Raw genomic sequence first — 19,092 nt, forward strand, 5'->3', positions numbered from 1 at the left:
GCCTAGTGATCGCGTTCGACGGCGATGTTAGCCAAACCAATCAAGGCTTGTTTAAAGTCTGATTCGGGGATGGCCGCTAGTGCGTCAATCGCTTTATCTGCCTCTTGCTCAGCCTTTTGGCGGGCATAGTCCAACGAGCCGACACGGGCCATGGTGGCTTGAATGGTTGCCAAGTGGGGCAAGCCATTGGCGTTGATAATGGCATCTTTTATTAATGCCGCTTCTTGTTCATTACCGTGGTGCATGGCGTGAAGCAACGGTAGGGTTGGTTTGCCCTCTGCCAAATCGTCACCTGCGTTCTTACCCATGGTGTCGGCATCAGCGGTGTAATCCAAGACATCGTCAATTAACTGGAAAGCGGTGCCTAAGTGCTTACCGTAATCGAGCATGGCTTGCTCGATGGTTGGATCTTGGTCTGTTATTACTGCCGCTAAGCGTGTTGCTGCTTCAAATAGTTTGGCGGTTTTGCAGTAAATCACTTCGAAGTAGCTGTCTTCGTCAACCTCGGCATCATTGACGTTCATTAGTTGCAGTACTTCGCCCTCAGCAATCCGATTAGTGGCATCAGACAAAATGTCCATGACCTTCATGTCATCAAACAACACCATCATTTGGAATGCGCGGGTGTAAAGAAAGTCGCCGACCAGTACACTGGCTTGGTTACCAAACAGCGCATTGGCGGTTTCTCGGCCGCGACGCATGGTCGATTCATCGACCACGTCATCGTGTAACAAGGTGGCTGTGTGGATAAATTCAATTAGAGCGGCTAAGCGGACATGGTGCTCACCCTGGTAACCCAAAGCTCTGGCAGCCAATACTGTCATTAGCGGCCGCAAGCGCTTGCCGCCACTATTAACGATATAAAAGCCAAGCTGGTTAATCAGAGCGACATCGGAGGTCAGTTGTTCACCAATGAGTTGGTTAACAGCTTCCATATCGTTCTTTGCGAGTTGTTGAATTTGGTCCAGTGTCATCTGAGTTGCCGAAATATGAATCACTTAGGTAATAAAAAGCAGAGTGGAGTTTACGCGTAATTGGGCGATTAAAACAGTTAGACCAAGGAATGATTTTTAGCGTGTTTAAAAAATGTACGCCAGTACCGTTTTCACGGTTGTTTTTTGTTTGTGGATCGCGTATATTTCGCGCCCTGAAGTTTTAAGGCTGATGTGTCTTGCCTTTAAAAGATACAGAAAATTTTCGGAGTATAAGAAATATGTACGCGGTTTTTCAAAGTGGCGGTAAACAGCACCGAGTTGCAGAAGGCCAAACCGTCCGCCTGGAAAAGCTGGACGTCGAAACCGGCGCTGCCGTTGAATTCGACAAAGTCCTGTTAGTTGCGAATGGTGAAGATGTAACAATCGGCGCACCTTTCGTTGAAGGCGGTAAAGTTAAAGCTGAAGTTGTGACTCACGGTCGCGGCAAGAAAGTTAAAATCGTTAAGTTCCGTCGCCGTAAGCACTCTCGTAAGCAAGCGGGTCATCGTCAGTGGTTCACTGAAGTGAAAATCACTGCAATTAGCGGTTAATCAGAGGAGTCATAACTAATGGCACACAAAAAAGCTGGCGGTAGTACTCGAAACGGCCGCGATTCAGAAAGCAAACGCCTTGGTGTTAAGCGCTACGGCGGTCAAACAGTTCTTGCTGGTAACATCCTAGTTCGTCAACGTGGTACTAAATTCCACGCTGGTGACAACGTAGGTATCGGTAAAGACCACACTCTGTTTGCTACTGCAGACGGTGTTGTTAAATTTGAAGTTAAAGGTCCTAAGAACCGTAAGTTCGTAAGCATCGTTGCTTAATTAGGTTTACCTTTTTCTGAAAAGCCCTGCCGTTATCGGTGGGGCTTTTTGTTTTGTGAGAGGCAAAGGTTGTTGCTTATCTGGCAGCAACGCGGTGTAGCCCCTAAAATTCCTGAGAGATCAGCAATAGGCACATGTCATGAAATTTGTAGATGAAGCACGAATCCATATTGAAGCCGGAAAGGGCGGTAATGGTACGGTGAGTTTTCGCCGTGAAAAATATATCCCCAAAGGTGGTCCGGATGGTGGCGATGGCGGTGATGGCGGCCACATCTTTTTCGAGGCAGATGAAAACCTAAATACCCTGATCGATTATCAGTTTGAGCGCGCTTTTCAGGCCGAGCACGGTACCAATGGCCAAAGCCGAAACTGTACTGGTCGTCGCGGTGAAGATAAGACGCTGAAGGTACCTGTTGGTACCCGCATTCGCGATGAAGACACGCAAGAGATCTTGGGTGACTTGACCAAGCATGGCCAGCGCATGCTAGCAGCCAAAGGGGGCTTCCACGGTTTGGGGAATGCGCGTTTCAAAAGCTCAACCAACCGTGCGCCACGGCAGAAAACCAACGGTACGCCGGGTGAAGCTCGCCATGTACAATTAGAACTATTGCTATTGGCCGATGTTGGCTTGCTTGGCTTGCCAAATGCCGGTAAATCGACTTTTATTCGCTCAGTCTCGGCTGCCAAGCCGAAAGTCGCCGACTATCCTTTTACTACCTTAGTACCAAATCTGGGCGTGGTTCGATTGGGAGCATCGAGCAGTTTCGTGATTGCCGATATCCCTGGCTTGATTGAAGGTGCGAGTGATGGCGCAGGTTTGGGTGTTCAGTTCCTGAAACACTTGGAGCGCTGCCGTATCTTGTTGCACTTGGTCGATGTAATGCCGGCTGATGGCACCGATCCGGTTGATAATGCCATGACCATTATCAATGAGATTGAGCAGCACAGCGATGCCTTAGCCGATAAGCCACGTTGGTTGGTGTTCAACAAGACCGATTTGATGCTCGAAGATGAACTCGCTGAAGTAATCGAGCGTGTTACTGATGCGCTAGACTGGCAAGGTCCGGTGTTCCAGATTTCAGCCGCGGAACGCAATGGCACTCAAGGGCTGGCACAAGCCATTGGCGAACAGCTTGAGGAGATGCCGCGGATCATCGAGGAAGCGGCAGAGGAAGAAGAAGTCGAGTTCCAGTGGGATCACTACCACAAAGAACAAATGGAAGATGCCAACGCCAATCCTGACTTCGAAGATTGGGATGACGATGACGACGACTGGGATGATGAAGAAGATGACGGCCATGTCATCTACCAGAAATAGGCCGAGTAAGGTAATTCAGTGAATCAACAGCAGCATCAGAATGTAATACGACTAGGACTTTGGGCTGGACAACTGATGCTGCAGCATGGCGCTGACAGCAAACTGGCAGAAACTACGGTGCATCGGCTTTGTACTGCACTAGGTGCTGATTGGGCCGATATTGCGATTACTGCCAATAGCTTGATGCTCACTACCGTCTCAAACAAAGAGTTTCTCACCAAAGTACGCCGCGTGGTTGATCGTGGTATCAATCTTAAAGTTGTTTGTGATGTCGCTGGTTTGGCCGAGATGGTCGAACGCGGCGTTGCCGATGAATACGAAGTAGAGCGCCGCCTAAGGCAACTCAGTGATAAACCCAAAAAGTACAATCGTTGGCTAGTAGCCGGTGTGGTCGCTCTCAGTTGTGCCTGTTTTTGCTTCTTATTTGGTGGTGGCCTGCAAGAGTGCGCGGTGACGCTAGTCGCTAGCCTTGTTGGTATGACCGTGCGTCAACAGCTTGGTCATCAACATGTTAATCCGCTGATTAATTTTGCCGTTACCGCCTTTGTCGCGACCACCATTGCCTCTTGCGGGGTGCTATTTAATATCGGCGAACAGCCTCGCATTGCCATGGCTGCTACGGTGCTGATGTTGGTCCCTGGCTTGCCGTCGATTAACGCCGTTAGTGATGCTGTTGAAGGCTATATGAGTATGGCTGTGGCTCGCTGGGCGTTTGCAACATTGTTAGTGATGGCCACGGGAATTGGCATCATGCTAGCGATGATGACAACCGGAGTATGGTCATGGGTGTAGTTGAGATCCTTCACGCCATTTTACTGCCAATGATGGTGGCTATTGTTCCTGCTGTTGGTTTCGCCATCTTGTTCAATGTGCCGACACGTTTTTTAAAATACTGTGGCTTAGCGGCAATGATTGGTTTTGGGGTTCGCAACACGGGGCTGTTTTTTGACATCTCAATCGAGTTCGCTTCATTAGCAGGCGCTACTTGTGTTGGCGCATTGGCGCTGTATTGGTCTCGGCGGTTTCTGGCTCCCACTCAAGTGTTTGCAGTGGCTGCAGTGATCCCGATGATCCCAGGTAAATTTGCCTTTGGCTTTATGGTTGCGTTGATTGAAATGAACTTGCATAACCACTATGAGCCAGAGCTGGTAACTCAGGCTTTGAGTTTCGGTCTTAAGACAGTCTTTATTCTCATTTCATTGGCATTTGGAATCGCAGCGCCGAGGTTGCTATTCTATCGCTCCAAACCTGCAGTATGAGTGCTAGTGGATGCGCATTTCTTTAATCGCGGCAATGGGCCGCAACCGTGTGATTGGCAAAGATAATCAAATGCCATGGCATATGCCTGCTGACCTGAAACACTTCAAGCAAGTGACGATGGGCAAACCCGTCGTGATGGGGCGCAAAACCTTTGAATCGATTGGCCGGCCGTTACCGGGTCGGTTGAATATTGTCATTACACGAGATCATTCCTACGTGAGCGAGGGCGTATCTGTTGTCGATAGTCCAGAGGCAGCGTTGGCAATTGCTCAAGAGACAACCGATGAGGTAATGATTATTGGTGGTGGCCAGATCTACCAACAGTTTCTGCCCCAAGCGACTGATCTCTACTTAACCTTCATTGATGCTGAACCTGAAGGTGATGCATTTTTCCCCAAATGGCCAGACAAATTCCGTCAAGTGTCAAAATCTCATCACCCAAAAGATGATAAAAACGACTATTCATGTGATTTTGTCCACATGGCAATTTAATGTTACTGCTAAATGGTTAGAAACTTGTTGTAACCCCAATAAAAATGTGGGTTGAGGGTATATAATTAGTTAACATATATTGAGCTTAAGGCATGTTTCTAGGGGTATTAAGATGTCTGTTTTAACCAAAACGCTGGCAATTGGTGCCGCGGTTTCTATTTCTTTAATTTCTGTTCCTGCTGCTCAAGCGGCAAGCGTTGATCAAGTGCTAACGAGTGTTTGTGAATATACAGCGCAAAATGATAAGAGTCGTGTCCGCAAAGCGTTGAAAAATGCTTCATTGCGTTTGCGCGATATCTACGATGGTTTCGAATGTAATGGCATGAGTTTGCTGCGCTTTGCAATGGACAAAAATGCACATGAAACTGGTGAGTTCATCGCCAAGAAATTGTCTAAAAAGATCTTATCTGCGCCAGAGAAAGACGGTCAAACAATCACCCAATGGGCCGAAGCAAATGGCCATGGTGGTTCCGCAACGGTTGCAGCGATTCAAAGTCGTATCAACTAGTCTGCGAGCAAGCATAAAAAAACGCGCCATTTGGCGCGTTTTTTTATGCTTTGGTTGAAGCTTTTTACACGGTGAATTGCTCGATAGAGCGTTTCAGCTGAGTCGATAAGTCTGATACCTGGTGGCTAGCCTGTGACGTTTGTTGCGCGCCTGAAGCATTTTCTTCGGCAATCGTGACGATTTGCTCCAAGCGCTCGCTGATTTGAGCTGTCACCGAGGTTTGCTCTTGCGCTGCGGTATTAATCTGGCTACTGATGTCATGGGCATGGTGGACCGAGTCAGTAATTACTTGTAGCGCGTTGGTGGATTCTTCTGTTTGCTGAACACATTGGGTGGCTTTTTCTTTACCTTGTTCCATTGACTTCACTGCTCGCTCTGCACCTTCCTGCAGCTTTTCGATCATTTCATTGATCTCTTGAGTCGACTCTTGAGTGCGGCTGGCCAGCGACCGGACTTCGTCGGCAACAACAGCAAAGCCACGCCCCTGTTCTCCGGCACGAGCAGCCTCAATCGCGGCGTTAAGAGCAAGCAAGTTAGTTTGTTCGGCAATACCCCGGATAACATCCAAGATCGAGCTAATACTGGTGCTATCTTCATGCAACTGATTGATGACATTCGAGGCATTGTCGACTTCTTCAGCCAAGCTTTCCATAGTCTGGCGGTTGGTCAGCGCCAATTCCTTAACATGCTCGGCTTCGTCATCAGCATGCTTAATGGCTGCTAAGGTATCATTGGCACTATTAACCACTTGTTGGGCTGTACTGTTCATCTCTGTAGTGGCTGTTGCAACTTGCTCAATCTCACTGCGCTGTTGCTGAATAGAAGCAGTTGTTTGCTCAGTGATTGCTGATGTTTGCTCAGCAGCAGAGCCTAGTTGAGCTGAACGATCAACAATGCCGTTGATCACTTCTCTAAGGTTATCGATCAACACGTTTACATTGGTCGCCAATACGCCAAATTCATCGGTTTGTGAGTCCTCTAAGCGTTGGGTTAAGTCGCCAGCAGCCAGAGTCTTCAGCATGCCGTTTACTCGGTTCAGCGGCTGAACGATGCTACGTACAACAATAAAGGCAATCGCCGCGGCGAGTAGTACCGAAATCACCATGACAATGGTATTGACGCGTTTACCACTGCTGACTTCATCGGTTACCGCTGCTTGTGCTTGCTGACTGAATTCGCTGACGGATTCTGCCAGTTGCAACAGTAGGGACGACAAACGTACGCTCTGGTCTTCGAATTGGTCGTGCATTTGTTTCGCAGTTTGCTGCTGCTCGATAGCAGTGCGTTGCTTTATCAATGATGACTGGTTGCTGTTGAGCATGGCGATCACAGAATCAACGGCGTCCTGAACATCGTCAACGTATTCTGGTTCGTCCAATTGATCTTGCCGCTCGGCAATACTAGTCATCAGTGACTGGATTTCGCGAACAATGAAATCAAGCTCACTTTTAGCGGTATTGAGCTGCTCGGTTTTGGTCATCGTCAAGATGTCTTGATTGACCGTTAGTGTGGACATGACTTTGACGTCTAAGTTATTGGCAAATGACGCAATTTGTTGTGCTGAGGCCTGCTCAGACTCTTCCGTAACATCAAGTAAGTCGAGCAAGTAGCCACTGGCATCATCGGCGTTGTCGGTCAAGTCTTCAAATGCAGCGAGTGCTTGCTGCCTAGCCAGCAAACTGGCGCGGCGAGCATCAATTGATTGCCGAGCAGAGAGAATGAAGTCAGTCGCAATACTTTGGGCTTGTTGGCGGTTTTGTTGGAAGTCACTGTTATCGAATTCAATTGCCATGAGCGCGCTGAGGGCGGCTTCTAATTGAGATAGGCGGTTTTCAAATTCGGACATCATTTGGTCAACACCGGCGGTATTGGCGGCGTAGAAGGCCTCAAGCGTTGTGGTGTGCGACGCAGCAAGCTTAAGTTGCAAGTTATTGACAGCATTCAGGGTGGGAATAGCGACATCATTTACTTGCTTTTGTGAGTTGTTGACCGTACTCAAGCTAAGTAACGAGCTTGCACCACTGAACAATAAGAGGGCGGTTATCACGGTAAAACCGAGAATAACCCGCATAGCAACCGATAATTTCATTCCAATGTATTTCCTGACTAAAAACTAAAACCAACGTCGATATTGTTATTTTTGTGAGCAAAGTACCGGAATTTGTTAATTATCGCTATGATTCAGGTTGATTTAACGCAACATTTTCTGTTTGAAATAGTTGCCACTCTGCCAACAATACATCGTTAAGTGATTACCCCAGACACAGCCAGTGTCCAAAGCAAGATACTTTTCCCTGTTAGTTTGTCCCATCAACGCAGCCCAGTGACCAAACACAACTGTATGATTCGTCGACTGATGTTGATGATGTAACTCAAACCAAGGCACTAATACTTCATCGGCATCAATCGGTGCTACTTTAGTGTTTAAGTCGAGACTGCCGTTGGGATGACAAAAACGCATACGAGTGAAGGCATTAATAATAAAGCGCCAGCGCGCCGCGCCGGACAGCTCGTAGGACCAAACATCAGGGGCATCGCCATACATGGATGACAACAATGCTAGGTATTGTTCGCTGCGCAGTTGACGTTCAACCTCACCAGCTAGCATGGCGGCCTGCTCAACGCTCCAACGGGGGTATATACCGGCGTGCGTCATGACGAGAGGAAACTCAGGGTGTTGTAGCAGCAGAGGCTGATGGCGCAGCCAGTGGAGTAATTCATCACGGTCGCTAGCGGTTAAAATCGCACTCGTTTTATCTTTTGCTTTTTCTGGTTTGATCCCTTCGGCGACGGCGAGCAAATGTAAGTCGTGATTACCCAGAATCGTGAAAACGCTGTCTTGCTGCTTGACCCATCGCAGTGTTTTTAGTGATTTAGGTCCTCTGGCGACTAAGTCTCCAGTGATCCATAGCTGGTCTTTTGCCGGGTTAAAGTTGACCTGTTGCAGCAGCAACTGCAATTCATCGTAACAGCCCTGAATATCGCCCACTAGATAGAGTGCCAATGCAGCTAGCTCCTAGTGAAGAATATTGGCTCGAGCGAGTCGAAAAGCCGGAATAGGAACGTCAAAGACAGTGCCACCTGCGGTGCAAAACGTGTAGTGACCATGCATGGTACCAACGGCGGTTTCAATCGCTGCACTGCTAGTGTAGGTAAAGGTTTTTCCGGGAGCTAAGTCTGGTTGTTTGCCAACAACTCCAGGGCCGCTCACTGTGTTTTCTTCACCATTGCCGTTGGTGATATGCCAGTGACGAGTCATCAACTTGGCAGACTCATCACCTTGATTGGTAATAGAAATGGTATAAGCGAACAGATAATGGTCTTGCTCTGGCAGCGATTGTCGTTCCAGATAAGTCACTTCAACATCAATATGGATCGAGTTGCTTAAAGAGTCTGTCATTTGGTTTCGCTTTCGCCGTCTTCTGCTGGCCCGTGGTTAGCTACATAGTTACTGATAGCAACAAATTGCTCAATGCTTACTTGCTCTGGTCGGACACTTGGGTCGATGCCCAGTGACTCTAGTGTTGCGGCTGTTACTTGGCGTTTGAGACTGTTGCGCAATGTTTTGCGGCGTTGATTAAACGCCTCGCCAACAACCCGTTCCAGCACAGAGACATCTTCAGCTGGCCATTGCGGTGCGGTTGGAATCAACCGGATCACGGCGCTATCGACCTTTGGTGCAGGTTTAAAGGCTGATGGCGGCACTTCTAGCACTGGAACCGCTTTGCAGTAGTACTGGGTCATCACGGATAGGCGGCCATAAGCTTTGCTACCTGGGCCGGCAGCCATTCTGACCACCACCTCTTTTTGCAGCATGAAATGCATGTTCTCAATGCTGTCTTGGAAGCTGAGCAAGTGGAAAATCAACGGGGTTGATACGTTATACGGCAGATTGCCGAACACTTTCAGTTTTTTGCCTTCCGAACACAGCTGGCGAAAATCGAACTTTAGCGCATCGCCTTCGTGCACGGTTAACTTGTTGCTGATAAATGGATGATGGCGAAGCCGTTTCGCTAAGTCGCGATCCAGCTCGACGACATGTAAATGATCGGCAACTTCGGCTACCGGCTCGGTTAATGCGCCGAGGCCCGGGCCAATTTCAACTAAGATATCTTCGCTTTGCGGAGAGATTGCACGGACGATGCCATCAATGACATGAGTATCTGTTAAAAAGTTTTGACCGAAGCGTTTTCTGGCGGTGTGGCCAAGATGATTGCGTTGATTCATTGCGATTCTCTTTGCTGTTCCGCTCGCGCTGTCGCCATGTTGATTGCTTCACTGAGAGCAACGACAAAGCTCCCCTCGTCGGCTTCGCCTGTACCAGCAAGTTCCAAGGCAGTGCCGTGGTCGACTGACGTGCGAATAAAGGGTAAGCCTAAGGTGATGTTCATCGATGCACCAAAGCCTTTGGCTTTTAGCACCGGTAAGCCTTGGTCGTGATACATGGCAAGCACGGCATCGGCGTTGTCGAGATACTTTGGCTGAAACAGTGTATCGGCAGGTAAACAGCCTACTAAATCCATCCCTTCATCGCGCAGCGCGTGCAGTACCGGGTTGATGGTAGTAATTTCCTCGGTGCCAAGGTGACCGTCTTCTCCGGCGTGAGGATTCAAACCACAGACATAAATTCGCGGCGACTGGATAGCAAATTTGTCTTTTAAATCGTGATGAAGAATGCGAATCATCTTTTCCACGCGGTCGGCAGTGATCGCTTTAGAGACGTACGCCAGAGGGATGTGAGTGGTTACTAACGCCACTCGTAGACCTTCGGTTGCGAGCATCATGACGACGTCAGGAGTATTGGCATGTTGGGCAAAAAACTCAGTGTGACCACTGAACGACACGCCTGACTCGTTAATCACCCCCTTGTGCACTGGACCGGTAACCACAGCGCTAAATTCGCCGGTCATGTTGCCATTAATAGCGGTCAGTAAGGTATCAAGTACGTAAGGACCATTTTCAGGGCAAAGCTGGCCGCTTGTTACTTTCGCTGGTAATGCATGATTGGCGACGTGAAGCGAGCCCGCTTGGGATGGTTGCGGCGGTTGCCCTGCATCGTAGTGCTTGAGCTCGACGTCGAGGCCGAGTTGCTCGGCGCGCTGTTGCAGTAGCTCAATGTTGGCGCAAGCGACAAGCTCTACGGGCCAGTCACGTTGTGCCAACTTAAGGACTAAATCCGGTCCAATACCAGCAGGTTCACCAGGGGTGATAGCAATTCTCAGAGTCATCGCCAGTTACTCGTTAATGACGTCGATGTAGGCGCTGTCACGCATTTCCCGTAGCCAACGAGCCGATTCTTCGGTGAATTTCCGATTCGCGATCATCTGATAGGCGCGATCATTCCAGCGTTTATCAGAGGCATCGAGTACTCGTTTCTCCAGCAGTTGAACGATATGCCAACCATGGGTGGTGCGGAATGGTTCACTGATTTCATTGATCGCCAGCGTATTCAATTGTTGGGCAAATTCAGGCACGAAGATATCTGGGTTTGACCAGCCAAGCTCGCCTCCTTGTGATGCTGAACCCGGGTCTTCAGAATACTCTTCAGCTAGCTCGGCAAAATTGGAATCATCTTGACGCAGCTGTTGGGCAAAAGATTGCAGCATCGAACGCGCTTTCGACTCGCTCATAATAATTGATGGTTTCAGCAGAATATGGCGGGACAGAACTTCTTCTAGTTCTACCGCTTCGACGCCGCGGACATCAAATACAGTCAAAATGTGGAAACCAACTGGGCTCCGAATAGGACCGAGTAACTCACCTTTGGTTGCACCACGCAAAGAGTCAGCAAAAATAGTTGGAACTTCGTTGACGTTCATCCAGCCCCAGTCACCGCCTTCAAGCGCTTTTGGACCTTGCGATGAGGTCGTAGCCTGACGGCGGAAGTCACTACCTTCTTTGAGTAGCTCCATGATGCGGTTAATGCGGTTTTGAGCATCTTCAATTTCTTGTTTACTGGCATCAGTAGCTGCGACCACCATGATGTGACCGAAGTGCATTTCCTGATTGTTCTGGCTTTCTTCTTCAAGCATGCTCGCCAGCCCTTCGACCTCTTGTGGCGACACGCTAATGCGGTTGCGAACGGCAATTCGAGTGACATCACCAATAATCAGCTCTTCACGAACTTGTTCGCGATAGAGTTGGTAACTGGCGCCGCCTGATTCCATGTCTTGACGCATTCTCTCAACGGTGGTGCCTTCTTGAGCGGCGACATTGGCAATGGTCTGATCAAGTTGGGCATCGGTGACTCGGAGGCCCATGCGATCAGCCATCGATAACTGCAATTGGCGATCAATCAAGCGATCAGTGATCTGAGTGCGGAGCACTTCATCGCGCGGTAAAGTTTGTCCAGAGTCGGTTGCCCGAGCCTTGATGTCGTTGAGCATTCGCGTGACCTCGCTTTCGAGGACAACGGCATTGTTGACTCGAACAACGACACGATCGATCAATTGTGGTTCAGCCATCGCATTGAAACTGAGTGCGAACAGCAGGGTTATCGCTTGAACAGCGGCGAGAGAAATACGTTTCATCATATAGTTACTTTGATCAATTGATGCGAGCCATTAGTGGCAGCGAATAGGGCATGAGATTAACACAAATTGTAGAGGCTGTTGACCTTTGCCAACGACTGTAACAAAGGCGTGTGCGCCACGCCATTTGTTTGCTAAAAAAGCCTACTCAGTCGTTAGTTATTCAAGTAGTAATTCTTGCGGTAGCCGAAAATTGATTCATCGATCATAGTGCGGTGTCCGCTGGTGTCTCGATTGCCACCCAGACCTTTCAATTCAAATTGCAAAGCAATACCTGAATCGTAGGCATCGCGATCAGCAGTGGTGCCATCACCCTCTGGGAAGTTGGTATTCAAGTTACGCTGATAAACCAGCCGCACAGCCCAGCAACAGGATTGATATTGAATCCCCGCTAGGGTCTCCACTGAACGTTCAAGTTCGGTATCGCGATAATGGCTGGCTACTAGTTGGTATCGGTCATACAAAGGCCAGCTCACCACTGATCCCAGTTGATTTACTTCGCGACTATCGAGCGGATCGCCTGAGGCGTTAGTGAAGTTCAGTGGTTCAGGCGAGTAGCGATAGCTCAGTTGAATTAACTTCCTTTCGCCGGGCGAATAGTTCAACAGAATGTTGGATGCTTCGGTGGCACTGCGTTCGAAGTTATAGCGATACTCAGCGTGAATGCTGTAATCATCGAAGTAGGTATCCAGCGCTGTTGCAAATGCACTAGTGTCCTCAACTTTACGGCCGGAAAGCTGCTCGATGATTTTGCTCTCATCAAAGTAAAAAATTTGGCCAAAAGAAAAACGCAGGGTTTCTTTGTTGGCACTGTTAAACAAGCGAGTGGTGGCACCAATAGTGATCTGGTTGGTGTCGGCGATTCTGTCGAGGCCACTGAAGCGACGATCGCGATACAAACCATAGAAGTCTTCGCGCAGTGCTACCGTGTCGTACAGGGCAATATCATCTTGTTGCTGGTGGCCAACCAACAAGTATTGGATTTGCGGTTCGAGACGTTGGGTATAGTCATTGCCAAACAAATTAACCGAACGCTCGAAATTCAACTGTCCATACAGGCGGAGTGATGGCAATGTCCTTGATACCGATGAATCAAAGTTTTCGGTCGGATCGTCTTGGTCAAAATAGGTTTGATAGATTTTAGCTTCCGCCTCGAAATCGGCTGCTGGTGAATGCCAGTTGTAAACAACGCTTGGTTCGATGTGATATCGATTGGCGGTGACCAATTCACTATCTGAATGTTCAAAGCGGTTGTATTCACCATAAAGCTTGGCGTCGAATAGGTCGCTGAAATACGGCAACCGGTAGGTGAAGTCCACTCTCGGCAATTGTCGGTAAACATCCGGGGTGTTACCGAAAATCTCGAAGTCAGTGACCGTTAGATTACTGTCCAGTTGCTCTGACAAGAAAGTGAGCTGGGCAACTCGCTCTAGCCGGTTGTCCGTCTCACTGGCGACATCGCTACCTAGATCGTTGAAATAGTTGTCGTCAGAGACTTCGGTGTATTCAACAAAGCTACGGACATTGTCATTAAAACGTCCAAGGTGCAGCCAGCGGTATAGGTAGCGTTCATCTGAGCTTTGTAGTTCATCATCAGAGTCAAGGTACTCAAGGTTAAACTGATTGCTTTGCTCGGCTCTTAAATAGCGGACTTCAGCGCCAATTTGGGTACCTGAATTGGCGATATATCGAGGCGTCAATGTGGCGTCAACGTTTGGCGCAATGTTCCAATAATAGGGCTGCTTGATATCCAACCCATTCCGGCTGCTATTGGAAATGCTCGGGAATAGCAGACCACTCTTTCGTTTGTCCGATAGCGGGAAGGTCATGTAAGGCAACCACAATACCGGCACATCTCCGAGTCGAATCACCGAATTGTGGGCTTCACCCCATTCGGTTTCGCCATCAAGTTCGATTCGATCGGCATTCATTACCCAACTTTCATCCCCTTTGGGGCAAGTGGTAAAACTGCCTTCTTCGAGGATAAATTTTTGATCGTTTTGCCGTATTTCAATGTTTTGAGCGGAGCCGTGAGTGGGATTATTGACGACCTGATACTCAGAATCTGTCATCACAATAATGCTGGCATCGGCATCAGCGGATAAACTTGACGAATGAACCTCGACACTGGGTGATTGGTAGTGAACGTTGCCGCTCGCGCCGAGTTGTTGTTTCGCTCGATTCAGCGTTGCGTCGTCGGCAGATAGGCGGTGAGGGCCACGAGATATTTTTACTTGGCCGGAAAAAGATAATTCACTTTCGTGATCCCCTGCGACGCGATCGGCGGAGATGCTCAGCGGTTGATTGGCATCCAACGGTGAAAAATTAATACCACTATCGACATGGACTGAATCCGACAGACATTCGCCTGTCACATCGGTTGTTTGTGGGCTGTTGTCGTTGCTGTTGTTGGCAATTGCCGTAAACGGCAACAGCGCAGTAAAGATAGCAATCGGTTTAATGATAAGGCGAGTGCTCAAGTTGACGTCCCTAATGCCCAACTCTCGGTTGAGTTCTGATCTGGTAAGCTGCTAATGTTGCGGCACAATCATAATTCATCTTAGTCTCGACTGCTATGGATGTCTCCCCCGGACTTAACCATGAATAAACAACTGCGTGAGCAGGCGTTAGCTATTTGGCTGCAAAACGCCCTCAATAATCCCCAATTGACCATCGAATTAGTTTCTGGTGATGCCAGTTTTCGTCGCTATTTTCGTGTCTTAGGTGGCGATACGACTATGATCGCGGTCGATGCGCCGGCGCCTCATGAGGACTGCGGACTATTCTTGCAGGTTGCGGACGCTTTTCGACAGCATCAGGTTCGCGTCCCCTCTGTTATCGCTGCGGATGCCGAGCAGGGCTTTATGTGCCTTGAAGACTTTGGTGATCGATTGTTTTTCTCTGCACTCAGTGATTCCAATAAAACTCAGTGGTATCAACATGCGCTTCAGCCGTTGCTCGACGTGGCTAACGTCGAGGGCACTGAAACTGGGCCTTTGCCGTCATTTGATGCCGCCCACGTGGCAAGAGAAAATGCCCTGTTCACCGATTGGTTGTTAGCAACTCACTTGCAATTGTCATTGACTGCTGCTGAGCAGACCATGATAGCTGATGCTTTCAGCGTCTTAACTGACAATGCCTTGGCGCAACCACAAGTCGGGGTTCATCGCGACTACCACTCGCGCAATATCATGTTGCTGGACAATGATGAGATTGGTGTGATCGATTTTCAGGACGCTGTGCTTGGTCCCATTACCTATGATGTGGTTTCACTATTGCGTGATTGTTATGTCGAATGGCCCGATGAATGGGTGTATCAACGTCTTGCTGAGTGGGCAACAAAAGCACGGGCACAAGACTTACTGGAGTCAACTGAACAATCCTTGGTGGAACGCTGGTTTGATCTAATGGGGATACAGCGTCATGTCAAAGCGAGCGGCATTTTCTGCCGCTTGTGCCATCGTGATGGTAAAACGAGTTACCTTCATGATGTTCCGCGAACCTTGGGATACATTGTTCGTATTGCTAAAAAGTACCCCGAAACTCGTGAGTTCGGTCACTTTGTTGAGCAACGAGTCATACCTGTTTGGCGCAATCAACCATGATTACCACAGCGATGATTTTGGCCGCGGGCCGAGGCGAGCGTATGCGGCCTCTGACCGATACCATGCCCAAGCCTATGTTGTCTGTTGGTGGCAAGCCTTTGATTATTTGGCATTTGGAAAAGCTGGCAGCGTCAGGTGTTGAACGGGTAGTGATCAATCTGGCTCATTTAAGCGATAAAATTGAGCAAGGTTTGGGAAACGGCGAGCAATTCGGGGTGACGATAGTTTATTCTCACGAACAACAAGGTGCCTTGGAAACCGCAGGCGGTATTGTACAAGCTCTGCCCCACATTGGTGACAATCCTTTTTGGTTGGTTAACGGCGATGTCTGGACCGATTGGTCGTTTTCTGGTCACCATGAGCTTCAGTCTGGGGAGTTGGCCAAGCTGGTGTTGGTGAATAATCCAGAGCACAATCCGGACGGTGACTTTGCCATTGATAATCAAGGTTATTTGTCTGCCAAACAACAATTTAGTCGCTTTACTTACTCTGGCATTGGCCTCTATTCACCAGAACTTTTTGCCGCTTGCCAGCCAGGTAAAGCACCGTTAGCACCACTACTGAAAGCGCAATTGGATCGCCAAACGATTGCCGCTGAACATTTTCGAGGCCAATGGTGTGATGTCGGGACGCCACAACGGTTGGCGGCACTAAATCAACAGATGGAGTCTTAGCATGCCTTTCGCTGGAAAAATCCTCGGATTTGGTTTCGGCTTTATGCTGGGTCATTTGGTCGGAGCGTTTGTTGGACTGTGGATTGGCCATATGTTTGATAAAGGCATGGCTCGTGAATTCAGTCAGCGCGGCGGTTTTGGTGGCATGTTCAACCAAGGTCGCTCTTCGTTAACCAATCACATGCTGTTTCTGCATACCACCTATGCCGTCATGGGGCATATTGCCAAGGCTAGCGGTCGAGTCACTCAAGCCGATATTGATATTGCCAATTCGATGATGGACCGCATGGGGTTGCGCGGTGACCGCCGTAAGGAAATGCAAGAGGCTCACCGCGATGGTCGCATGGCAGGTTTTCCACTAAGGCAAAAGTTGAAAGAGTTGCGTGAAGCCTGTTTTGGTCGTCATGACGTGATGCAAATGTTTCTCGAGATTCAGCTTCAGGCGGCATTTGCTGATGGCGAATTACACGTGCGAGAACAACAAATTTTATACACCATTGCTGACGAGTTAGGCTTCTCAAGGCAAGCGCTCGATCAGCTGTTTTCAATGTGGCAAGCCGAACATCGTTTCCGTCAGAATGCACACAGTCCGCACCAAGCAAGTAGTCAGCAACAGCTACAGCAGGCCTACCGAGTACTAGGTGTGAATAGTTCTGATGATTTAGCGACGATTAAAAAAGCCTACCGCAAGCTGATGTCTCAGCATCATCCGGACAAGTTAATGGCTAAAGGCGTTCCAGCGGAAGCGTTGGAACTGGCAAAGGAAAAGTCGCAGGATATTCAAGCGGCTTATGAAATGATTAAAAAGGCCAAAGGCTAGGGCCGATAGGCCCCAGTTAAAATTGATAGCCGACCGACATTAATGGGGTGATAGTCGGGCGTTCTAAATCCGTTGTTGGATCAGCCAACTGCACCACCCCTTCCAAGTAGACGCCGTTATTAAAGTTGTAGCGCACGCCGCCACCGATATTCATGGTGTCGGCTTCTTGCTCTTGCAACGCCATTGCCGTATTGGGATCGGACATGATGTAGGTACCGCCTGCAACTTGAACGAACCCTTGCCAATGATTGGAGAAGTCATAGGCACCGCGAAGGTTGATGGCGTCAGGCTCTTTCGCATGCTGGTTGGCCACGTTGGGCTGATAATGCAGGTAATCGACGCGAACAGAAACATTATTGGTGAGTTGGAACTGGCCACTACCAGCTACTTGCCAATAACCATTAGTCGTTGCAGGACTTATAAATTGAGTGGTGGAAACGGCTTGAGGGATTGTTGATGGAGGCACATCATCAGCAGCCAGCAGAGGCGAAGTCGCCAGTGCCGCGAACAGAATTGTCGCTGCCTTTATCAATCGCATGCCCGGATCCCACAAACATCTGGTTATGATTATTATGTCTTATGAGTATAGGCAAGGTTTCCACTTTACCAACCCAAATGATCGATCCATCCGTGAATTTGTCGGGTCAACCAGCGTTGACCACTATCATTTGGGGGTTGTACCGCTAAATTGACTTGACGAAAATCTAGTCTCACTTGCTTGCGAGCCGCCACGGCTCGCTGTTCAACGGTACTTTGCGCCCAACGGTTATCAAATGGCGTGTAGAAATCCAGCAATGGATATTGAGATTGGCCGAACCAGCCAATGATTTCCTGATTCTGTGCGACCTCCGGCACGTATGGCGATAACAATACCAATGCTTCTGGTTGTGGTAATTCGCCATCGGCAAATAGTTTCATCGTGGTCGAGGCGCTGAGCCCTTCGGCAACGATTAGGGTCCGTCCTTTCAACCCTGCGGTCAGTTCTAAGGCGGCTTTAAGTCGAGTCACTAACTCTAAGCGGTAGTTCAACCAGAATTTACTGTCCTGAGTGTCAGGCCAGCTGGGAGGTTCAATCAGCAGAGTGTTCCAGCCAAGAGCCGCCAGAGAACGCCGCAGATACATCATCTGGTAGGGCGATACCACTTGTTTGCCTGCCTCGGGAATCAGTACTGCATTGCCAACGGTTCTGACTTCTTCTGAATAGCGCAATAACGCCGGGACAGGGGACTGGCCACTAATCTGCAACCATTGAATATCTCGCCTAGCTTCGATTGGCCAATGCTCAGGAGCTTCGGGCTCTGTGGCTGCAAAAACTGATACGGTGAAAAGTAATAGCGATAAGGGCCAACAGCGCGTCATAGCTAGTAAAGCTCGCAAAATGATTAGTGAAGAAACTCTAACGCTTGATTCGTTGGGCTGTCAAAACTCATCCGTTGCCCCGTGATCGGGTGATCAAGTTCTAGATAACGAGCGTGAAGTTGTAGTCTCGGGGCTGCACGTTTTTGGTCCTCTGTGCCGTAGAGTTGATCGCCCAGAATAGTGTGACCTAAATGCAGCATATGAACCCGCAACTGATGAGAGCGGCCAGTGATTGGATGCAACTCAACGAGGGTACGATGCGGACGACGCTCTGCCACCTGCCACAAGGTTTGTGCGGACTTGCCTTGTTCTGTATCGATCACTTGCTTGGGTCGGTTGGGCCAATCACAAATCAGTGGTTGATCAATCAAACCACCATCACTGGCAACTTCGCCATCAACCCAAGCGGAGTAGGTTTTACGCGGTCGGCGCTGCTGAAATTGGCGCGCCAAGTGGCTCATTGCCGGACGGTTGAGCGCCATGACCATAATACCTGATGTGGCCATATCGAGCCGATGAATGACCACTGCGGAGGGTAGCGCCCGCTGCACTCGGAGCATCAAACTATCTTTGTGCTCTGGTAGTCGGCCGGGTACCGACAATAACCCGCTGGGTTTGTCCAATACCACCAAATCTTGGTCAAGATAGAGCACCTTAAGATAAGGAGTGGTTGGCGGTTGATAAATAAAATCAGACATATAGCAATGAAAGCTGGTTGTAGAGGTGGC

General features: G+C 49.0%; 21 protein-coding genes. 10 read left to right on the forward strand and 11 right to left on the reverse strand.

Features of this window, described 5'->3' with window-relative positions:
- Positions 1-2: 2 nt before the first annotated feature.
- On the reverse strand, positions 3-974 hold the full coding sequence (gene ispB / locus CBE68_RS16005; RefSeq protein ID WP_087507103.1) for an octaprenyl diphosphate synthase: 972 nt from the start codon (positions 972-974) through the stop codon (positions 3-5).
- Positions 975-1,213: 239 nt separating this feature from the next.
- On the opposite strand from ispB, the gene rplU reads away from it, so the two are divergent.
- The 7 genes from rplU (at position 1,214) to CBE68_RS16040 (ending at position 5,376) form a co-directional block, all read left to right on the forward strand.
- Positions 1,214-1,525, forward strand: a complete 312-nt coding sequence (rplU, locus tag CBE68_RS16010; protein ID WP_087507104.1) for a 50S ribosomal protein L21 — start codon at positions 1,214-1,216, stop codon at positions 1,523-1,525.
- A gap of 18 nt (positions 1,526-1,543) precedes the next feature.
- On the forward strand, positions 1,544-1,798 hold the full coding sequence (gene rpmA, locus CBE68_RS16015) for a 50S ribosomal protein L27 (RefSeq protein ID WP_087507105.1): 255 nt from the start codon (positions 1,544-1,546) through the stop codon (positions 1,796-1,798).
- Positions 1,799-1,937: 139 nt separating this feature from the next.
- On the forward strand, positions 1,938-3,116 hold the full coding sequence (cgtA, locus tag CBE68_RS16020; protein WP_087507106.1) for an Obg family GTPase CgtA: 1,179 nt from the start codon (positions 1,938-1,940) through the stop codon (positions 3,114-3,116).
- Between the two features lie 18 nt (positions 3,117-3,134).
- A complete protein-coding gene (locus CBE68_RS16025; RefSeq protein ID WP_143824598.1) occupies positions 3,135-3,908 on the forward strand; it encodes a threonine/serine exporter family protein in 774 nt (257 codons plus the stop codon).
- Positions 3,899-4,375, forward strand: a complete 477-nt coding sequence (locus CBE68_RS16030; protein WP_087507138.1) for a threonine/serine exporter family protein — start codon at positions 3,899-3,901, stop codon at positions 4,373-4,375. Before CBE68_RS16025 ends, CBE68_RS16030 begins: the two co-directional genes overlap by 10 nt.
- Positions 4,376-4,385: 10 nt before the next feature.
- Positions 4,386-4,868 (forward strand): type 3 dihydrofolate reductase, encoded by a 483-nt coding sequence (gene folA / locus CBE68_RS16035; RefSeq protein ID WP_087507108.1) that lies wholly within the window; start codon positions 4,386-4,388, stop codon positions 4,866-4,868.
- Positions 4,869-4,980: 112 nt separating this feature from the next.
- On the forward strand, positions 4,981-5,376 hold the full coding sequence (locus CBE68_RS16040; RefSeq protein WP_087507109.1) for a DUF3718 domain-containing protein: 396 nt from the start codon (positions 4,981-4,983) through the stop codon (positions 5,374-5,376).
- A 64-nt stretch (positions 5,377-5,440) separates the two neighbouring features.
- Here the strand turns inward: CBE68_RS16040 and CBE68_RS16045 are convergent, their stop codons facing one another.
- The 7 genes from CBE68_RS16045 to lptD all read right to left on the reverse strand — a co-directional run bounded on the left by CBE68_RS16045 (position 5,441) and on the right by lptD (position 14,386).
- On the reverse strand, positions 5,441-7,465 hold the full coding sequence (locus CBE68_RS16045) for a methyl-accepting chemotaxis protein (RefSeq protein WP_087507110.1): 2,025 nt from the start codon (positions 7,463-7,465) through the stop codon (positions 5,441-5,443).
- Between the two features lie 102 nt (positions 7,466-7,567).
- Complete coding sequence (locus CBE68_RS16050) at positions 7,568-8,380, reverse strand: symmetrical bis(5'-nucleosyl)-tetraphosphatase (RefSeq protein WP_087507111.1); 813 nt, start codon at positions 8,378-8,380, stop codon at positions 7,568-7,570.
- Positions 8,381-8,392: 12 nt separating this feature from the next.
- Complete coding sequence (gene apaG, locus CBE68_RS16055) at positions 8,393-8,776, reverse strand: Co2+/Mg2+ efflux protein ApaG (RefSeq protein WP_087507112.1); 384 nt, start codon at positions 8,774-8,776, stop codon at positions 8,393-8,395.
- Entirely contained in the window at positions 8,773-9,603 is an 831-nt protein-coding gene (gene rsmA, locus CBE68_RS16060; protein WP_087507113.1) for a 16S rRNA (adenine(1518)-N(6)/adenine(1519)-N(6))-dimethyltransferase RsmA, read from the reverse strand. The genes apaG and rsmA overlap by 4 nt, the downstream gene beginning before the upstream one ends.
- Positions 9,600-10,604 (reverse strand): 4-hydroxythreonine-4-phosphate dehydrogenase PdxA, encoded by a 1,005-nt coding sequence (gene pdxA, locus CBE68_RS16065; RefSeq protein WP_087507114.1) that lies wholly within the window; start codon positions 10,602-10,604, stop codon positions 9,600-9,602. The genes rsmA and pdxA overlap by 4 nt, the downstream gene beginning before the upstream one ends.
- Positions 10,605-10,610: 6 nt before the next feature.
- Positions 10,611-11,909, reverse strand: coding sequence for a peptidylprolyl isomerase SurA (surA, locus tag CBE68_RS16070; RefSeq protein WP_371870476.1), 1,299 nt, complete (start codon positions 11,907-11,909; stop codon positions 10,611-10,613).
- Positions 11,910-12,061: 152 nt separating this feature from the next.
- Positions 12,062-14,386 carry an LPS assembly protein LptD gene (gene lptD, locus CBE68_RS16075; protein ID WP_158100638.1) on the reverse strand — a complete coding sequence of 775 codons (2,325 nt, stop codon included), beginning with the start codon at positions 14,384-14,386 and terminating at the stop codon, positions 12,062-12,064.
- 120 nt (positions 14,387-14,506) lie between these two features.
- Here lptD and CBE68_RS16080 point away from each other — a divergent pair, with 120 nt between their 5' ends.
- The 3 genes from CBE68_RS16080 to djlA are packed head-to-tail and all read left to right on the forward strand — an operon-like array spanning position 14,507 to position 17,005.
- Positions 14,507-15,511, forward strand: coding sequence for an aminoglycoside phosphotransferase family protein (locus tag CBE68_RS16080; RefSeq protein ID WP_087507117.1), 1,005 nt, complete (start codon positions 14,507-14,509; stop codon positions 15,509-15,511).
- On the forward strand, positions 15,508-16,185 hold the full coding sequence (gene murU / locus CBE68_RS16085; protein ID WP_229744619.1) for an N-acetylmuramate alpha-1-phosphate uridylyltransferase MurU: 678 nt from the start codon (positions 15,508-15,510) through the stop codon (positions 16,183-16,185). The genes CBE68_RS16080 and murU overlap by 4 nt, the downstream gene beginning before the upstream one ends.
- Position 16,186: 1 nt before the next feature.
- Positions 16,187-17,005, forward strand: coding sequence for a co-chaperone DjlA (gene djlA, locus CBE68_RS16090; RefSeq protein ID WP_087507118.1), 819 nt, complete (start codon positions 16,187-16,189; stop codon positions 17,003-17,005).
- A gap of 16 nt (positions 17,006-17,021) precedes the next feature.
- On the opposite strand, the gene CBE68_RS16095 is transcribed toward djlA, so the two are convergent.
- The 3 genes from CBE68_RS16095 to CBE68_RS16105 form a co-directional block, all read right to left on the reverse strand.
- Positions 17,022-17,543: a hypothetical protein gene (locus tag CBE68_RS16095; protein ID WP_087507119.1), complete on the reverse strand. Its 522-nt coding sequence runs from the start codon at positions 17,541-17,543 to the stop codon at positions 17,022-17,024.
- Between the two features lie 65 nt (positions 17,544-17,608).
- The gene (locus tag CBE68_RS16100; protein ID WP_087507120.1) at positions 17,609-18,364 is read right to left on the reverse strand and encodes a DUF3530 family protein; all 756 of its coding nucleotides are present in this window, start codon (positions 18,362-18,364) and stop codon (positions 17,609-17,611) included.
- A 23-nt stretch (positions 18,365-18,387) separates the two neighbouring features.
- Positions 18,388-19,062 carry an RluA family pseudouridine synthase gene (locus CBE68_RS16105; protein ID WP_087507140.1) on the reverse strand — a complete coding sequence of 225 codons (675 nt, stop codon included), beginning with the start codon at positions 19,060-19,062 and terminating at the stop codon, positions 18,388-18,390.
- Positions 19,063-19,092: the final 30 nt, after the last annotated feature.

Source organism: Neiella marina, from assembly GCF_002165625.1.
Classification (GTDB): Bacteria; Pseudomonadota; Gammaproteobacteria; order Enterobacterales; family Neiellaceae; genus Neiella; species Neiella marina.

Excerpts from the sequence above, each read along its gene's own strand:
- ispB (WP_087507103.1), bottom strand. The coding sequence starts at position 974 with ATGACACTGGACCAAATTCAACAACTCGCAAAGAACGATATGGAAGCT.
- rplU (WP_087507104.1), top strand. The coding sequence starts at position 1,214 with ATGTACGCGGTTTTTCAAAGTGGCGGTAAACAGCACCGAGTTGCAGAA.
- rpmA (WP_087507105.1), top strand. The coding sequence starts at position 1,544 with ATGGCACACAAAAAAGCTGGCGGTAGTACTCGAAACGGCCGCGATTCA.
- cgtA (WP_087507106.1), top strand. The coding sequence starts at position 1,938 with ATGAAATTTGTAGATGAAGCACGAATCCATATTGAAGCCGGAAAGGGC.
- CBE68_RS16030 (WP_087507138.1), top strand. The coding sequence starts at position 3,899 with ATGGGTGTAGTTGAGATCCTTCACGCCATTTTACTGCCAATGATGGTG.
- folA (WP_087507108.1), top strand. The coding sequence starts at position 4,386 with ATGCGCATTTCTTTAATCGCGGCAATGGGCCGCAACCGTGTGATTGGC.
- CBE68_RS16040 (WP_087507109.1), top strand. The coding sequence starts at position 4,981 with ATGTCTGTTTTAACCAAAACGCTGGCAATTGGTGCCGCGGTTTCTATT.
- CBE68_RS16045 (WP_087507110.1), bottom strand. The coding sequence starts at position 7,465 with ATGAAATTATCGGTTGCTATGCGGGTTATTCTCGGTTTTACCGTGATA.
- apaG (WP_087507112.1), bottom strand. The coding sequence starts at position 8,776 with ATGACAGACTCTTTAAGCAACTCGATCCATATTGATGTTGAAGTGACT.
- rsmA (WP_087507113.1), bottom strand. The coding sequence starts at position 9,603 with ATGAATCAACGCAATCATCTTGGCCACACCGCCAGAAAACGCTTCGGT.
- pdxA (WP_087507114.1), bottom strand. The coding sequence starts at position 10,604 with ATGACTCTGAGAATTGCTATCACCCCTGGTGAACCTGCTGGTATTGGA.
- surA (WP_371870476.1), bottom strand. The coding sequence starts at position 11,909 with ATGATGAAACGTATTTCTCTCGCCGCTGTTCAAGCGATAACCCTGCTG.
- CBE68_RS16080 (WP_087507117.1), top strand. The coding sequence starts at position 14,507 with ATGAATAAACAACTGCGTGAGCAGGCGTTAGCTATTTGGCTGCAAAAC.
- murU (WP_229744619.1), top strand. The coding sequence starts at position 15,508 with ATGATTACCACAGCGATGATTTTGGCCGCGGGCCGAGGCGAGCGTATG.
- djlA (WP_087507118.1), top strand. The coding sequence starts at position 16,187 with ATGCCTTTCGCTGGAAAAATCCTCGGATTTGGTTTCGGCTTTATGCTG.
- CBE68_RS16095 (WP_087507119.1), bottom strand. The coding sequence starts at position 17,543 with ATGCGATTGATAAAGGCAGCGACAATTCTGTTCGCGGCACTGGCGACT.
- CBE68_RS16100 (WP_087507120.1), bottom strand. The coding sequence starts at position 18,364 with ATGACGCGCTGTTGGCCCTTATCGCTATTACTTTTCACCGTATCAGTT.
- CBE68_RS16105 (WP_087507140.1), bottom strand. The coding sequence starts at position 19,062 with ATGTCTGATTTTATTTATCAACCGCCAACCACTCCTTATCTTAAGGTG.